16 protein-coding genes are annotated in these 15,521 nt (G+C 62.8%); 10 read left to right on the forward strand and 6 right to left on the reverse strand.

Translation table 11 applies throughout. The features are described from left to right. Positions 1 to 15: 15 nt before the first annotated feature. From nuoJ to nuoN, 5 genes are read left to right on the forward strand one after another with little or no spacing between them, the layout of a single operon-like run. Positions 16 to 543, forward strand: coding sequence for an NADH-quinone oxidoreductase subunit J (nuoJ, locus tag AC0J1C_RS00635; RefSeq protein ID WP_473045120.1), 528 nt, complete (start codon positions 16 to 18; stop codon positions 541 to 543). Then, positions 543 to 851: an NADH-quinone oxidoreductase subunit NuoK gene (gene nuoK / locus AC0J1C_RS00640; RefSeq protein ID WP_473045121.1), complete on the forward strand. Its 309-nt coding sequence runs from the start codon at positions 543 to 545 to the stop codon at positions 849 to 851. Before nuoJ ends, nuoK begins: the two co-directional genes overlap by 1 nt. Further along, positions 848 to 2,713, forward strand: coding sequence for an NADH-quinone oxidoreductase subunit L (gene nuoL, locus AC0J1C_RS00645; RefSeq protein ID WP_473045122.1), 1,866 nt, complete (start codon positions 848 to 850; stop codon positions 2,711 to 2,713). The genes nuoK and nuoL overlap by 4 nt, the downstream gene beginning before the upstream one ends. Then, on the forward strand, positions 2,710 to 4,242 hold the full coding sequence (nuoM, locus tag AC0J1C_RS00650) for an NADH-quinone oxidoreductase subunit M (RefSeq protein ID WP_473045124.1): 1,533 nt from the start codon (positions 2,710 to 2,712) through the stop codon (positions 4,240 to 4,242). The genes nuoL and nuoM overlap by 4 nt, the downstream gene beginning before the upstream one ends. Continuing rightward, on the forward strand, positions 4,242 to 5,669 hold the full coding sequence (gene nuoN / locus AC0J1C_RS00655) for an NADH-quinone oxidoreductase subunit NuoN (RefSeq protein ID WP_473045126.1): 1,428 nt from the start codon (positions 4,242 to 4,244) through the stop codon (positions 5,667 to 5,669). Before nuoM ends, nuoN begins: the two co-directional genes overlap by 1 nt. On the opposite strand, the gene AC0J1C_RS00660 is transcribed toward nuoN, so the two are convergent. The 3 genes from AC0J1C_RS00660 to AC0J1C_RS00670 all read right to left on the reverse strand — a co-directional run bounded on the left by AC0J1C_RS00660 (position 5,666) and on the right by AC0J1C_RS00670 (position 10,004). Next, complete coding sequence (locus tag AC0J1C_RS00660) at positions 5,666 to 6,976, reverse strand: NAD(P)/FAD-dependent oxidoreductase (protein WP_473045127.1); 1,311 nt, start codon at positions 6,974 to 6,976, stop codon at positions 5,666 to 5,668. The two genes, nuoN and AC0J1C_RS00660, sit on opposite strands and share 4 nt — an antisense overlap. Positions 6,977 to 7,175: 199 nt before the next feature. Continuing rightward, on the reverse strand, positions 7,176 to 7,781 hold the full coding sequence (locus AC0J1C_RS00665; protein WP_473045128.1) for a TetR/AcrR family transcriptional regulator: 606 nt from the start codon (positions 7,779 to 7,781) through the stop codon (positions 7,176 to 7,178). Between the two features lie 102 nt (positions 7,782 to 7,883). Further along, entirely contained in the window at positions 7,884 to 10,004 is a 2,121-nt protein-coding gene (locus AC0J1C_RS00670; protein ID WP_473045129.1) for a 4Fe-4S binding protein, read from the reverse strand. Between the two features lie 109 nt (positions 10,005 to 10,113). Between AC0J1C_RS00670 and yghU the strand changes: the two genes are divergently transcribed. Together yghU and AC0J1C_RS00680 are read left to right on the forward strand one after the other, a co-directional pair. Next, positions 10,114 to 10,986, forward strand: coding sequence for a glutathione-dependent disulfide-bond oxidoreductase (yghU, locus tag AC0J1C_RS00675; protein WP_473045130.1), 873 nt, complete (start codon positions 10,114 to 10,116; stop codon positions 10,984 to 10,986). Continuing rightward, the gene (locus tag AC0J1C_RS00680) at positions 10,983 to 11,543 is read left to right on the forward strand and encodes an LOG family protein (RefSeq protein WP_091989576.1); all 561 of its coding nucleotides are present in this window, start codon (positions 10,983 to 10,985) and stop codon (positions 11,541 to 11,543) included. The genes yghU and AC0J1C_RS00680 overlap by 4 nt, the downstream gene beginning before the upstream one ends. A 27-nt stretch (positions 11,544 to 11,570) precedes the next feature. Here the strand turns inward: AC0J1C_RS00680 and AC0J1C_RS00685 are convergent, their stop codons facing one another. From AC0J1C_RS00685 to AC0J1C_RS00695, 3 genes are all read right to left on the reverse strand, one after another. Next, a complete protein-coding gene (locus AC0J1C_RS00685) occupies positions 11,571 to 11,747 on the reverse strand; it encodes a hypothetical protein (RefSeq protein WP_167363232.1) in 177 nt (58 codons plus the stop codon). A gap of 113 nt (positions 11,748 to 11,860) precedes the next feature. Further along, positions 11,861 to 12,604 carry a spermidine synthase gene (locus AC0J1C_RS00690; RefSeq protein WP_473045131.1) on the reverse strand — a complete coding sequence of 248 codons (744 nt, stop codon included), beginning with the start codon at positions 12,602 to 12,604 and terminating at the stop codon, positions 11,861 to 11,863. 6 nt (positions 12,605 to 12,610) lie between these two features. Beyond that, entirely contained in the window at positions 12,611 to 12,943 is a 333-nt protein-coding gene (locus AC0J1C_RS00695; RefSeq protein ID WP_091989581.1) for an ankyrin repeat domain-containing protein, read from the reverse strand. A 133-nt stretch (positions 12,944 to 13,076) separates the two neighbouring features. On the opposite strand from AC0J1C_RS00695, the gene AC0J1C_RS00700 reads away from it, so the two are divergent. From AC0J1C_RS00700 to AC0J1C_RS00710, 3 genes are all read left to right on the forward strand, one after another. Then, positions 13,077 to 13,700 carry a YbhB/YbcL family Raf kinase inhibitor-like protein gene (locus AC0J1C_RS00700; RefSeq protein WP_091989584.1) on the forward strand — a complete coding sequence of 208 codons (624 nt, stop codon included), beginning with the start codon at positions 13,077 to 13,079 and terminating at the stop codon, positions 13,698 to 13,700. 131 nt (positions 13,701 to 13,831) lie between these two features. Continuing rightward, a complete protein-coding gene (locus AC0J1C_RS00705; protein ID WP_473045133.1) occupies positions 13,832 to 14,683 on the forward strand; it encodes a UDP-2,3-diacylglucosamine diphosphatase in 852 nt (283 codons plus the stop codon). A gap of 139 nt (positions 14,684 to 14,822) precedes the next feature. Further along, the gene (locus AC0J1C_RS00710; RefSeq protein ID WP_473045134.1) at positions 14,823 to 15,521 is read left to right on the forward strand and encodes an SDR family NAD(P)-dependent oxidoreductase; all 699 of its coding nucleotides are present in this window, start codon (positions 14,823 to 14,825) and stop codon (positions 15,519 to 15,521) included.

Below are 15,521 nucleotides of genomic sequence, written 5' to 3' on the forward strand. Positions count from 1 at the left end.
CGGAGGATGAGCCCCATGGAACTGGCCTTTTATCTCAGTGGCCTGGTGGCAGTGCTGGCCACCTTCGGCGTGATCACCGGCAGGAATCCGGTGCACGCGGTGGTGTACCTGATTGTCTCGCTGATTGCGGTGGCACTGGTGTTCTTTGCCCTGGGCGCCCCGTTTGCCGGCGCCCTCGAAATCATCGTCTACGCCGGCGCCATCATGGTGCTGTTCGTGTTCGTGGTGATGATGCTCAACCTGGGCCCGGACCAGGACGGCGACGAAGCCGCCTGGCGCCACCCGAGGCACTGGCTGGGCCCGTCTGTGCTTGCGGCGGTGCTGCTGGCGGTACTGAGTTACCTGATCGCCGGCGGCGACATGGCCCGGGTCATTGACGGCGAACTGCTCACGGCTCGAGCGGTCGGGCTCACCCTGTTCGGCCCCTGGCTGATGGTGGTGGAGCTGGCCGGCCTGCTGTTGCTGGGCGCGCTGGTGGCCGCCTCGCACGTGGGGCGCCGGTCAAACCCGCTGCGCCAGCGGCGACCGGGGAGGGCACCGTGATGGCAGGCATTCCCATGGAACACGGTCTGATTCTGGCAGCCGTTCTGTTTGTGCTGGGCCTGGTGGGCCTGATGCTGCGCCGCAACATGCTGTTTGTCCTGATGAGCCTGGAGGTGATGCTGAACGCTGCGGCGCTGGCGTTCGTGGTGGGCGCCACCGCGTGGGATCAGCCGGATGGCCAGGCCATGTTCCTGCTGGTGATTACTCTGGCAGCCGCTGAAGCGGCCGTGGGGCTGGCGCTGATGATCCAGCTTTTCCAGCGCTTCAAGTCCCTGAACCTCGATCTGGCAAGCAGGATGCGTGGATGATGGAACTGGCGGTCACCCTGTCGTTTGTCCTGCCCCTGATGGGTACTTTGATACTTGCACTTTCCGGCGGCCGTCTCGGGGTGCGTTTTGGTGCGTTTGTAGGCGTCACCAGTGTCGGCCTAGCCGCCCTGGCGACGGCCTGGGCTATTGCACTCTATGACGGCCCGGTCAGGTTCACGCTCTGGACCTGGATTCAGGTGGGCACTTTCCAGCCCACCATCGGCCTGGCGGTGGATGGCCTGGCCCTGGTGATGATGGCGGTGATTACCGGTGTGGGCTTCTTCATCCACCTGTTCGCCGCCTGGTACATGACCGGTGAGGCCGGGGTGACCCGCTTCTACGCCTGGATGAACCTGTTCGTGTTCAGCATGCTGATGCTGGTGCTCGGCGACAATCTGCTGCTGCTCTTCCTGGGCTGGGAAGGCGTTGGTCTGTGCAGTTACCTGCTGATTGGCTACTACTACCAGGACAGTGCTAATGGCCGGGCCGCCTTCAAGGCGTTCGTGGTTACCCGGATCGGCGATGTGTTCCTGGCCCTGGGCCTGTTCCTGATCTTCCGGGACCTGGGCACCCTGGATATCCAGCAGGTGATGGTGCGAGCCTCGGAGGTCTGGTCGGTGGGTGATCCCACGGCCACCCTGGTGGCGCTCCTGGTGCTGGGTGGTGCCCTCGGCAAGTCCGCCCAGGTACCGTTGCACACCTGGCTGCCGGACGCCATGGCGGGCCCGACCCCCGTCTCGGCTCTGATCCACGCCGCCACCATGGTCACCGCCGGGGTGTACCTGATTGCTCGGCTTAATGGCGTGTTTCTCATGGCGCCCGAGGTTTTGTGGCTTGTGGGCGTGATCGGGGCGGTGTCACTGCTGCTGGCGGCGTTCGCGGCCCTGGCCCAGACCGACATCAAAAGAGTTCTGGCGTATTCCACCATGAGCCAGATCGGCTACATGTTCATGGCGCTTGGCGTGGGTGCCTTTGACGCCGCCATCTTCCACCTGGTCACCCATGCTTTCTTCAAGGCACTGCTGTTCCTGTCTGCCGGGTCGGTCATCACCAGTTGCCATCACGAACAGGATATGGCGAATCTGGGCGGTCTCAGGAAGCGCCTGCCAGTGGCCTACACCGGCTTCCTGGTGGGCGGGGCGGCCCTCGTGGCGCTGCCGCTGGTGACCGCCGGATTCTACAGCAAGGATGAGATTCTCTGGCAGGCCATGGCGGCAGACCAGAACGGACTGCTGCTAGCCGGCCTCCTCGGTGCTCTGTTGACCTGCCTGTACACGGTGCGGCTGGTTCTGGGCACTTTCCATGGGCCCAGCCGCAGCGCCAACGCCCGGAATGCCGAGCCGGGTACCGCCTGGCTTACTCACCACCTGCCACTGGCAATACTGGCAGTGCTGTCCACGGTGGTCGGCACCTGGCTGTATCCCCACCTGGGCCACCTGTTCCCGGTGGCCCCCGGAGAGCGGACGGAGACTGGCCATACTTTGCTGCAGTTGCTGGCCACCGGTACGGTCATTGCCGGCCTGGCGCTGGCGCTCTGGCTGTTCCTGAAACAGGCGGACTGGCTGCGCCAACAGACCGCCGGCGGGCCGGGCGCTTTCCTGTGGACGCTCTGGCATCGGGCCTGGGGCTTTGACGCGCTCTATGACCGGTTGCTGGTCCGTCCCTGGCAGTTGCTGGTCCGACTGTTGCGCTATGATCTGATTAACCTCACCGTCAACCTGGTGGCGGTGCTGGCGCGGCTGTTCAACGGCGCCCTGGTGCGGGCCCAGACCGGGCGGGTGCGGGGCTACGCCACCGCCATGATCCTGGGCGCAACGGTGATCCTGCTGGCGCTGGTCATGGTGCCGGGAGGTGCTCCGTGATCCTCGTCTGGCTGATCGTGATTCCGTTCCTGGGCGGTCTGCTGTGCTGGCAGGCGGATCGCTGGGGTGAGCAGGCACCTCGCTGGATTGCTCTGGGCACCATGCTGTTTGTGCTGGTGATCAGTCTCTGGCTGTGGATGGCCGGCGATTTTGTTCTGGACGGTCCCGGCCACGCCTCCTGGCTGATCGAATGGCGGGCGGACTGGATCCCCCGTTTCGGCATCGAGATTCACCTGGCCATGGACGGCCTGTCCCTCATCCTGGTGGCACTGACCGGGTTCCTGGGCGCTCTCGCCGTACTGTGCTCCTGGCATGAAATTGGCCACCGTATCGGCTTTTTCCACCTGAACCTGTTGTGGATTCTCGGCGGCGTGGTGGGCGTGTTCCTGGCCCTGGACCTGTTCCTGTTTTTCCTGTTCTGGGAAATGATGCTGGTGCCCATGTACTTCCTGATCGCGCTCTGGGGCCACAGCGGGTCGGCCGGCCAGACCCGCATCCGTGCGGCCACCCGGTTCTTCATCTACACCCAGGCCAGCGGCCTGCTGATGCTGGTGGCCATTCTGGCGCTGGTGTTCATCCATTTTGACAACACCGGCCAGCTGTCGTTCAGCTACGAAGTGCTGCTGACCACCGAAGTGCCCGAAGCGCTGGCGCCCTGGCTGATGCTCGGATTTTTCGTGGCGTTTGCCGTCAAGTTGCCGGTGGTGCCCTTCCACGGCTGGCTTCCGGATGCCCACGCCCAGGCGCCGACGGCCGGCAGCGTGGACCTGGCCGGTATCCTGCTGAAAACCGCCGCCTACGGCATGCTGCGTTTTGCGCTGCCACTGTTCCCTGCGGAGTCGGCGGCCTTTGCGCCTGTGGCCATGACCCTGGGCCTGGTGGGCATCGTGTACGGCGCCGTGGTGGCCTGTGGCCAGCAGGACATCAAGCGGCTGATCGCCTACACCAGTATTTCCCACATGGGATTTGTGCTCATTGCCATCTATTCCGGCTCCCAGCTGGCGATCCAGGGAGCGGTGATTTTGATGGTGGCGCATGCGTTCTCCTCAGCCGGCCTGTTCATTCTCAGCGGACAGCTTTACGAACGTATCCACACCCGGGACATGCGGATCATGGGCGGCCTCTGGGGCCGGATACCGGTTTTGCCGGGGTTTACCCTGTGTTTCGTGGCGGCCTCCCTGGGCATGCCGGCCACCGCCAACTTCGTTGGTGAGTTCATGATCCTGTTTGGCACCTTTCCCGCAGCGCCGGTGGTGGTGGTGATCGCTAGCACCGGTCTGGTGTTGGCGGCCGTCTATTCCCTGATTCTCATGCAACGGGTGCATTTCGGCCCGGTGTATCGCACCGGTGCCTTGCCCGGACCAACCCCGCGGGAGTATCTGATGATGCTGAGCCTGGTGGCACTGGTGATTCTGGTAGGCCTGTACCCCCAGCCGCTGTTGGATACCACGGAAAGTCTCTCTCATGCGGTCGCTGTTCTCTTCGGTGGCGGTGACGGGCTCGCGTCGGTCCTCGGGGAGGTAAACTGATGCTGACCGCTGCCGACCTGCTGACACTACTACCGCTGATCATCGTGGGCTCCACGGCGGTGTTGGCCATGCTGGCCATTGCCTGGCGGCGTCGCCACGGACTCACCGCCGTGCTGTCCGGGGCCGGCCTGCTGCTGGCCCTGGTGGCGCTGCCTCTGGTGCCCGGCGGCGCGCCACCGCTGATGGCGGTGGACGGGCTGGCCCTGATGGCAGGCACCCTGGTGCTGCTGTCGGCATTGGTGACGGTGATCCTCAGCCACCACTACCTGACCGGCTACATCGGTCCCAAGGAAGAGTTCTATCTGTTGCTGCTGTGCGCCACCGCCGGTGCCCTCGGGCTGGTGGCCAGCGATCACCTGGCCATGCTGTTCATCAGCCTGGAACTGCTCTCCATGCCCCTGTACGGCATGCTGGCCTACAGCTTCCGGGCGGAAAAGTCCCTGGAGGCGGGCATCAAGTACCTGGTGCTCTCCGCCGCGGCCACCGCATTCCTGCTGTTCGGCATGGCGCTGATCTACGCGCGCACCGGTTTTCTCGATCTGGACGGCGTTGCAGGCGCCCTGTCGGGAGAGGCGGATGTCTGGATGCTGGCCGGCGCTGCGCTGATGCTTGTGGGCCTGGGGTTCAAACTGTCGGTGGTGCCATTCCACTTGTGGACGCCGGACGTCTATCAGGGTGGGCCGGCGCCAGCCACCATCTTCCTGGCCACGGTCAGCAAACTGGCGGTCTTCGTAGTGTTACTGCGCCTGGTGCTGGCGGCGCCGGTGTTCCACAGTGAGTGGTTACAGACACTGATTACCGTGCTGGCCCTGCTGACCATGCTTGGCGGCAACCTGCTGGCGCTGTTCCAGGCCAACCTCAAGCGGCTGCTGGGGTATTCGTCCATTGCCCACTTTGGCTACCTGCTGGTAGTGATTGTTGCCGGAAACGCTTTGGCCACGGAGACCACCGGCGTCTACCTGATCACCTACCTGGTCACCACCCTGACCGCCTTCGGTGTGGTTACGTTGCTGTCCAGCCCGTTCGGTGGTGAGGACGCCGATGGCCTGCCGGTTTACCGGGGCCTGTTCTGGCGCCGGCCCTACCTGGCGGCGGTGATGACGGTAAGCTTCCTGTCGCTGGCGGGCATTCCTCTGACGGCCGGGTTCATCGGCAAGTTCTATGTGATTGCCCTGGGCGTGGCCGAGGGCCGCTGGTGGCTGGTGGGCGGTATCGTGGCGGGCAGTGCCATTGGCCTGTACTACTACCTGCGGGTGATGGTGACCCTGTACCTGCCCGAGCCGGGCATGCGCCGCCGGGATGTCAGCAACGACTGGGGCAGCCGGCTGGGGGGCATCACCCTGATGGCGCTGGCGGTGACCATCCTCGTGCTCGGCATCTACCCCGCCCCGATGATCGACTGGGTGCAGGGGCTGAGTATCGGTTAGTGGAGTTTCAGCCTGGGATGCATTGCCCGGCTGATGCGGTCCATCAGCCAGATTACGCCGGTGCGGACAGGGCCGTGCAGGGCCACCTGGTGCATGCGGTACAGGGACAGGTAGAACATGCGCGCCACCTTGCCCTCGATGTACATGCTGCGACCGGAGAGATTGCCCATGAGGTTACCGACAGTGGTGTAGCGACTGAAGTTGATCAGTGAACCGTGGTCGTTGTAGACGAACGGCACAGCCTCCTCACCTTCCAGCCGGTTGCAGAGAGTCTTGAACAGGGTGTCGGCCTGCTGGTGTGCGGCCTGGGCCCGGGGTGGCACCGGTCGCTCGGAATCTGGCTGGGGGCAGGCGGCACAGTCGCCAAAGGCAAACACGTCGACATCCTGGGTGGTCTGCAGGGTCTGCTCGACCACCAACTGATTGCTGCGGTTCACTTCCAGTCCGTCCAGCTCCGCAAGGAACCCGGGCGCCTTGATGCCCGCCGCCCAGATGGTCATCTCCGAGGGCAGCTCGGTGCCGTCTTTCATCACCACGGAATCGGATCGTACCTCGCTCACCGGCTGACCGGTGAGCACCATGACTCGCTGATGCTCCAACTCCCGGGTGGCGGCCGCCGATATCCGACCGGGCAGGGCCGGCAGGATGCGATCGGCAGCCTCGATCACGGTAATTGAAACGTCCGAGGGCTGCAGGTGATTCATGCCATACACCGGCAGCTCACGGGACGCCAGGCGCAGTTCGGCGGCCAGCTCCACACCGGTGGCACCGGCGCCAATGATGCTGATGCTCAGGGTGTGCTCCGATCCCTGGAAGGCCTCGTGGTTTTTCCTGAGGAAGGCATTGAGCAGCAGGTTGTGGAACCGCCGGGCCTGTTTGAGGCTGTCCAGGAACAGGCAGTGGTCCTGGGCGCCGGGGGTGCCGAAATCGTTGGCGGTGCTGCCCACGGCAATCACCAGGGTGTCGTAGGGAATCTGGCGCTCCGGGACCACCTCGGTGCCGTCGATGTCGTGGAACGGCGCAATCACCACCTGTTTGTTCTGGCGATCCAGGCCACTCATGCGTCCCAGCTGGAATTCGTAGTGGTGCTTGCGGGCGTGGGCGCGATAGTTGATTTCATTGGCGCTGGCATCCAGCGAGCCGGAGGCAACTTCGTGGAGCAGGGGTTTCCAAACATGGGTCAGACCGGCGTCCACCAGGGTGATTCGGGCTTTTCGCTTTTTGCCCAGTTTGTTGCCCAGCCGGGTAACCAGTTCCAGTCCGCCGGCGCCACCGCCGACCACGACAATGTGATGAAGGTTTTCCATAACGATCAGACCTGTAAGTGAAGAGAGCCAAGCGCACTTGGGGCAAGAACGCTTGGCTGTCCTCACTGGGGAGCAGTCGTGCAGCCGGGGCTGGCTCGAATGCCTGGGTGGGGTCCGCAGCGGGCGCTAATGGTAACGCGGCGGCGCCGGCGGGCACAATTCTACGGAAGTGGCGGTTTTGCGTCAGCCGGATGGAACACTAATGGTGGCTGCGGTAAGCGTCCAGAAGGCTGGCCATGTCGTTGCCCAGGTCCTGCAGCGCCGTCGGCTCGGGATTCCGCTCGGCCATGGCCCGGAGTCCCATGATCTGGGCCTGCAGCAGGCGCGCCAGACGGCCACTGTCGGCGGAGGCAACCAGCTCGCCCCGGGCCTTTGCCCGGTCCAGCAGTTCCTCGAAGGAGTGTTCGATGGCGGACAGGATGCCGTTAGCTTGATCCGCCAGGGCCGGGTTGGTGTTGCTGGCTTCGAGCAGGGTTTTCACGATCATGCAGGCGCGGGACGGGGGCGCATCGTCCTGGCCGCAGCCGATTGCAATGGCCCGCAGATAGGCCTGCAGGCCCTCGATCACAGAATCAAACCGACTCATGTGCTCCGCCAGTTCCCGACCGCCCTGCTCGGCATAGCTGGCAAGCGCCTCGGAGAACAGGCCGTCTTTGCTGCCGAAGGTGGCGTAGATGCTGCCAGGGCGCATATCCAGAGTCTGCTCGATCTGTTTCATGGAGCTGCCGTGATAGCCCTTCTCCCAGAACAGGCCAACGGCCTTTTCCAGGGCGATTTTTCGGTCGTAGCGTGGGTGTCTGGCCATAATTCACTTTACCCGCTTCCGGATCTGAGCGACCATTCAATTTTAACTTGAACGAACACTCAATAATAGCGGTGACGCAAGCTGAGCCCGCTAGAGGGTAGATCAGGAAGATACTGCTGCGGCATCAGTGGCCAGGATGACGGGCTGCTTTGCCCGCTGTTTGTTGCGCAGGCGTTTGTCCACACACTGGTCTTCGTCCTTGAGAATCACCACGCATTCCAGGCACTGAATGCATTCGTCGTAGTCGATGCGCCCGTCCTTGCGAATGGCGTTGATGCCGCATTCGTTCTTGCAGTGCTGGCAGGGGTTGCCGCAAAGCTCCACCCGGTCGAGCCAGCTGAACAGGCGGAGGCGGCCGAGCACCGCCAGGCCCGCGCCCAGCGGGCACAGGTAGCGACAGTAAAACTTGTGGATGAACATGCCAATCAGTAACAGGCCCACGGCGTAGAGCACGAATGGCCAGGAACGCACGAAGAACAGGGTAATACTGGTCTTGAACGGCTCCACTTCCGCGAGCTTCTCGGCGATGGTCAGCGAGTAGAATGCGGTGCCCACCAGGCCGACCAGTATTGGATATTTCAGAAGGATCAGGCGCCTGTGCCAGCGCTCTGACACCGTGATTTGCCGGAACTTCAGTTTTTCGCCAAGCCAGGCCGCCATTTCCTGCAGGGCCCCGAACGGGCAGAGCCAACCACAGAACAGGCCCCGGCCCCAGATGAACAGGGTGATGAAGGTATAGGTCCAGAGGATGAAAATAACCGGGTCGAGCAGGAAGACATCCAGTGAGAAGCCGTCCCAGATGGCCAGGAACAGGGTGTAAATGTTCACCACCGACAACTGGCCCTGGGCATAGAAACCGATGAACAACAGGGTGAACAGCAGGAATCCCCAGCGGAACCGGTGTACCAGTGCGGGGTTCCGACTCAGGGTTTTCTGCCTGGCGAAGAAGACGGTCAGCACGGTCAGTCCCAGGACGAGCAGGGTGATCTGCCACCAGCGCTCCTGCCAGAGGCCAACCCAGACCGGTTGCCGGGATGCGCCCGGATCCGGCGCCCGCTCGACGGCCTCGAACAGGTCGCTGTTAAATTTCACCGGGAAATCCAGGGTGGCCCGGTCGACCACGAGGTGGTTGCGAGCCAGTTCCACGTTGAGCTTCAGGGTGGCCTCGGCTCCCGGATTGAAGCCAGCGTTGCCGCCTACTCGAAACAGGTGGCTTACCTCGAACGAGGGCATGCCCTCGGCGCGGAAGTCGAGGCTCTGATCCAGCAGGTTCAGGTCCCGCATTTCCACCGCAAGGTTGTTCTGGGTCAGGCCGACCCGGTCCGGGGAGCTGCCGGGAACAAAGTCACCGGAAACATGGGGAAACGCCCCCCGGGACATGAGAACAAGGACCTGGGCGTTGGCGTCGAGTCGCTGCATCAGGCGCTCGTAGCCTTCATCGCCGAACAGGTTTCGCCCGACCATGGGTGAATTGATATAGCCGAAAAACAGCTCGGCGAAGGGGTCGCCGGGCGGTGGTTCAACGCTCTGCGGGTAGTCGGCCAGGGGCCGGCCCAGCGCCGATTCGACGGTATTGGCAGTAATCTGCCAGCGCCCTATATAGCCGCGATCCACCAGCTGCTGCCAGGACAGCGGCTCGTAGAAATCCGGTTTGGCCCGGGTAGGTGCGCTCTGGGCAAAACCCTCGAGCTTTGTGCGGGCGACTTTCAGGGCCGAGGACAGCACAGTGTCGTTGATGATCAGTACCGAGACCGTGGCCTTGCTGACGCCGTCGAAGTGCACCACGTTACCGTCGGCACTGCGACCGCTACGGCTAGAGTTGGAGGTACTGACAATGATCTGCTCTTTCAGGGAGCGGCCTTCGTATTGATCCACGAAGGCAAACAGCGGTTCTTCGCCAAGGCCGTGGAGAAACACCGGTTCGTGATGGTTCAGTACCCTCACCCCGGTAAAGCGTCCCCGGGTATCCAGGCCGATCAGCAGGCTTACAGGTTTTCCTGCGAAGCCCTGGAGTCGGCTGTGGTCGATGCTTTCGTAGGCATAGCCGAGCAACTCCTGGAGCTGGTAAACGGGGTACACGGGAAAATCCGGCAGCTTGTCTTCAATGACGGTTGCCGACGGAAACAGCTCCTGGATCAGCGCCCGCCGGCTGTCTGACAGCTCGGCCTGGACCGGAGGCAATACCAACAGACAGGCAACAAGGAGCACAAGGCGCCCTGGCATGGGGTACTCCTGTGGTTCTTTTTGTTTGATCTTCCATGCTAGAGTTTTCGGCCCCGGGCTCAATGCGACCTCGGAGCCAGCTGACTGCTACTTTGTGAGGAGAAAGACCATGAGCGACGCGACCTACACACCACCAAAAGTCTGGAAATGGGACTCCGAGAGCGGGGGTCGGTTCGCCAGTATCAATCGGCCGATCGCCGGCCCGACCCACGACAAGGAACTCCCGGTGGGCAAGCACCCGCTGCAGTTGTATTCCCTGGCCACACCCAACGGGGTAAAGGTGACGGTGATGCTCGAGGAGCTCCTGGAGCTTGGCATCAAGGAGGCCGAGTACGACGCCTGGTTGATCCGGATTACCGAAGGGGAGCAGTTCGGCAGTGGCTTTGTGGAAGTGAACCCGAACTCCAAGATCCCGGCCATGATGGACCACAGCGTGAACCCGCCCCTGCGCCTGTTCGAATCGGGCTCCATCCTGCTGTACCTGGCGGAGAAATTCGGTGCCTTCCTTCCGAAAGACACCGCCGGCCGGGCCGAAACCCTGAACTGGCTGTTCTGGCAGATGGGCAGCGCGCCCATGCTGGGTGGTGGCTTCGGGCATTTCTACGCCTACGCGCCCGAGTACTACGAGTACCCGATCAACCGCTACACCATGGAAGTGAAGCGTCAGCTGGATGTGCTGAACCGTCAGCTGGCAACCCACCGCTACATTGCCGGCGACGAATACACCATCGCCGACATGGCCATCTGGCCCTGGTACGGCGCTCTGGTGAAGAACAAGGTGTATGAGGCGGCGGAATTCCTGGAAGCCCACACCTACACCCACGTGATTCGCTGGGCCGATGAGATTGCCAAGCGCCCGGCGGTGAAGCGGGGCCGTATGGTGAACCGCGCCTGGGGTGAGCCCGAAAGCCAGCTGCACGAACGCCACGACGCCAGCGATTTCGAGCTGCGGACCCAGGACAAGATCGGGGATGGCGAATGAAAATCGCCGTCTACTGCGGCTCCCGGACCGGCAACGATCCGGTCTTCGCCGACAAGGCCCGGGAACTCGGTGACTATTTCGGCCGGAACGGCATTGAGCTGGTGTTCGGAGGCGGCCATGTCGGCCTTATGGGCGTGGTGGCCGATGCCGTGCTTGCCGCTGGCGGCCGGGTGCACGGGGTTATCCCCGAGCATCTGCGGGACCGGGAGCTGGCCCACGGCGGGCTGACAGAACTGCATGTGGTGAAGAACATGCACGAGCGCAAGGCCCTGATGGCGGACCTGGCGGACGGCTTCGTGGCACTGCCCGGTGGCATCGGCACCCTGGAAGAACTGTTCGAGGCCTGGACCTGGGGCCAGTTGGGGCTGCACCGCAAGCCCTGCGCCATCTATAACGTCAACGGTTTCTTTGATCCGCTACTGGCCATGGTCAGCACCATGGAGCAGGCCGGTTTCCTCAGCCAGCAATACATCGACATGCTGGTACAGACCGACCAGCCCGAGTCTTTGCACCGGGCTTTTGAGGATTACCAGGGCCCGGGAGAAAAGTGGACCTGAGGCCCTGTGGCCCGGCCATGCCGGGCCTTATTCCCCGCCTTCCTTTGCTTTACGGATCGCTTCCAGTTTTTCGTGCAGCAGGGCCTCAAGCTTGATCAGCTTCTCACGGTTTTTCTCGTTTGGCCGGTTGGTGTACAGGTCCACGTAGGTCCGGGTGACTTCACTGAGTACCGGGTGAAGCTTTTTGTAGTCGTCCTCGCTCATGATTCCGAGTCCTCCTGAGAATGTGGGCTTCCTTACCTGTAACTATGGAGCATAGTTCCCATTCATCAAGGCCCATTCCCGGGCGAAAGTCCGCGGCGAGAACCCGTGCCGGCCTATTCCATCCGCGTGACCTTGGCCATCAGGCGCCGCCAGTCGATGGGCAGCCGGGCCTCGAAGTCGTCCAGTATCGGGTCCCTGGGATGCACAGACTGGAAGTGGTGTTTGCTGGCGTACACCACGGTGTTGTTGCTCTTGCTACGGAACGTCAGCAGCACTGCGAAATAGCGCTTCAGCCGCCGGAAATAGGGGCCGTCGATGTCCGGTGTCCGGTGATAGTTCAGCACCAGCCAGCCGTCTTCGGCCAGCACCCGCGCGCACTGGTCCACAAACTGCCGCTGGGCCTGGGCAGGGCTCATCCGGTCGGCAGTGTACAGGTCGGCCAGGATCATGTCGGTGCTTCCCGGCGGCGCCTTCTCCAGGGCGCTGCGGGCATCGGCAATGGTGACCTCAAGCCGCTCGCTGTCGGGCAGCTCGAAAAACTCCCGTGCCGTTTCCAGCACCGCTTCCCGCAACTCGATGGCGTGGATCCGACACTCCGGAAACAGATGGTGGAACGCGTTTGCCATAACGCCCCCGCCAAGGCCCAGGAGCGTGACATGCCCGGGGTTGGCGAACAGCGAGGGCAGCATCATGGCCCGGTTGTATTCGTGCACGGGCAGGTACGGGTAGCGGCGGTCAATCTTGCTCTGCTCGAACACCGTGTTGAAGGTCAGCACCCGGTGCTTGCGGTAGTCGATCACCAGAATGCTGCCCAGGGCATCCCGGGTGTGATGGATAATCTCGCCTTTGTTGAACATGCCGGGTTACTGGCCGTGGTCGTCCAGCAGTCGTCGGACCTCGTCTGTGGCCGCCACCGACCGGGCGGTATTGCCGTGGTTGTCCTGCACATCGGCACTGGCACCTTGCTCCAGCAGCAGGCGCACCGTATCCGTGTGGCCGTTGCGGCTCGCCAGCAGCAGCAGGGTTTCGCCGTCACTGGTGCGCATGTTGGCCGGAACGCCGGCGCTCAGCATCACTCTGAGCGGTCCGGCACCGCCATTGCGGGCCAGCTCGAAAATGCCCTGGGCGAAGGCAACGGCGTCTTCGTCTTTCTGGCTGGCGGGCTTCTGCGGCTTGCCGTGTCTGTTATTGGGCATCGGGGCTCCGTGGTCAGGTCAATCGATTTTGTGTTAAAACCGTACGTATTATCACAGAACCTGGCTGTCCCAGTCACAGTCAATGAGCTCCTGGCCCAAACGCCAAACCGCCCAGACAAGAGGAGGCAACGCCGTGAAACTAGAGGTTCGAGGCATCGAGGAAGGCCAACCGATTCCGGAGAAATTCGCGTTCGGGGTCTACAGCGAGGAAGACCACATGAGTTTTGGTCCCAACCGGAACCCCGAAATCGTCTGGGAAGGCGCACCGGAGGGCACCAAAAGCTTTGCGATCATCATGTTCGACCCGGACGTGCCCAGTGTGGCGGATGACGTCAACCAGGAAGGCAAGACCGTGTCAAAAGACCTGGAACGGGTGGACTTTTTCCACTGGCTGCTGGTGGACATTCCCGCCAACATCAGCCGCATTCCTGAAGGCGAGGACAGTGACGGTGTCATCCCCAAGGGCAAGGAACCCGGCCCCGGCCCCATTGGCATTCGCGGTGTGAACAATTACACCCAGTTCCTGGCCGGCAATCCGGACATGAACGGCACCTACGCCGGCTACGACGGTCCGTGCCCGCCCTGGAACGATGAAATCATCCATCACTACCACTTCGAAGTACACGCGCTGGATGTCGACACTCTGGCCCTCGAGGGCGAGTTCGACGGCAACGACGTGCGCGAGGCCATGGCCGGGCACGTGCTGGCCAGCGCCCGGGTGACCGGCACCTACACCCTCAACCCGGACTTGCGCTGACCCCGCGAAAGCGCTGCAACGAGTGTGGCAACACCCTGGCCGTCATTGAACTGTCTTTGTGTTGTCACCTCCCCGTCACCCGAGGCTGTCAGGGTTTAGGCATCCGGACTGGCTGAGAGACGGGAGACCACATGCGGCGCTACCGGAGTGTTTTCATATCCGATGTACACCTGGGTACGGCCGATTGCCAGGCCGACTACCTGCTGGATTTTCTCAACCAGGTGCAGTGCCAGACCCTGTACCTGGTGGGTGACATTATCGACCTGATCGCCATGCAGCGACGGGTACACTTTCCCGATGCCCACCGCGCGGTCATCCACAAACTCATGGAGCTGGCGGGGAGTGGTACCCGGGTGATCTACATACCCGGCAATCACGACGATTTCCTGCGTCGCTTCTGCGGCCAGACCATTGCCAGTGTCGAGCTGCGCCTCAAAGCCGAGCACACCACCGCCGATGGCCGGCGGTTCATGGTCTGCCACGGCGACCAGTTCGACCAGGTGGTACGCTGCAGCCCGTTGATGCTGATTGTGGGCGATCGGGCCCACGGCCTGCTGCTGAGACTGAACCGCTGGTTCAACGCCTGGCGCCGGTTCCGGGGCAAGCCTTACTGGTCGCTCGCGGCCTGGGTGAAAAGCCGAATTGGCCGGGCCCGCACCTTTATCCGCCGGTTCGAGCTGGCCGCCCTCACCGTTGCCGAGAAGGGCCACTACGACGGTTTTATCTGTGGCCATATCCACTCCGCTGGTTTTCTGCGCAGTGAAGACGGGCTTTACTGCAACGACGGAGACTGGGTGGAGCACTGCACGGCGTTGGTGGAACGGCAGGACGGTCGGCTGGAACTGCTGCACTGGTCGGAAAGCCCGAGGATACTGGCGACAGAACCCGAGGCCCCGCATCCGGATGTGTGTGGTGAGGCAAGACCGGTCCTGGATGTGGTACCCGCGGGATTTGTCGAGCAGGTGAACCGGCTGGCCCACTGAACCATCAGGCCGGTTAGCTCAAGGCTACGGGTGCCTCCGAGAGCCAGAGTAATCGGATGAGTCTGCTATGCTGAGGTCAGTCCGTCACTAACAGGTGACGCATCTGACCGATATGCGCAGAAACAACAGGAGGCCTGCCATGAGCAGAGTCTGTGTGGTGCTGGGGGTCGGCGCCGGCAATGGTGAGGCGCTGGTCAGGCGCTTCTGCCAGGAAGGATTCCAGGTGGCGATGCTGGCCCGGAGCACGGACTACCTGCTGGAGTTGGAGGCCTCGCTGACGGGTGCCCATGCCTTTCCCTGTGATCTGATGGAGCCGGCACAGATTGCCTCGGTAATGACGGCGATAGAACGCAGGCTCGGGCCGGTTTCCGTGATGCTCTATAACGCTGGCGGTGGCGCGTTCAAAAGCGTTGAAGACGCCAGCCTGGAAGATTTCGAAGCCAACTGGCGAATCAACGTTCAGGGCCTGGTGGCCGCCACCAAGGCAGCATTGCCGCAGCTCAGGCAACACCCGTCGGCGAGTATCGTTGTAACCAGTGCCTCCGCGGCCACCCGGGGCCGGGCCAACACCGCGCCCTTTGCCTCGGCCAAGGCGGCGCAGCGCAGCCTAGCCCAGTCGCTGGCGCGACAATTGGGGCCCGCGAAGATTCACGTGGCCAATGTGGTGATTGACGGTGTGGTGGATCTGCCCCGTACCCGCAATATGTTGCCGGACAAGCCCGATGACTTTTTCGTGCAGCCCTCGGCGGTGGCGGATGCAGTCTGGCATCTGTGCCAGCAGGATCCATCCGCCTGGACCCATGAGCTCGATATCCGGCCGTTCGGGGAGACCTGGTAG

The sequence above is a fragment of the Marinobacter sp. E2 genome (assembly GCF_055755345.1).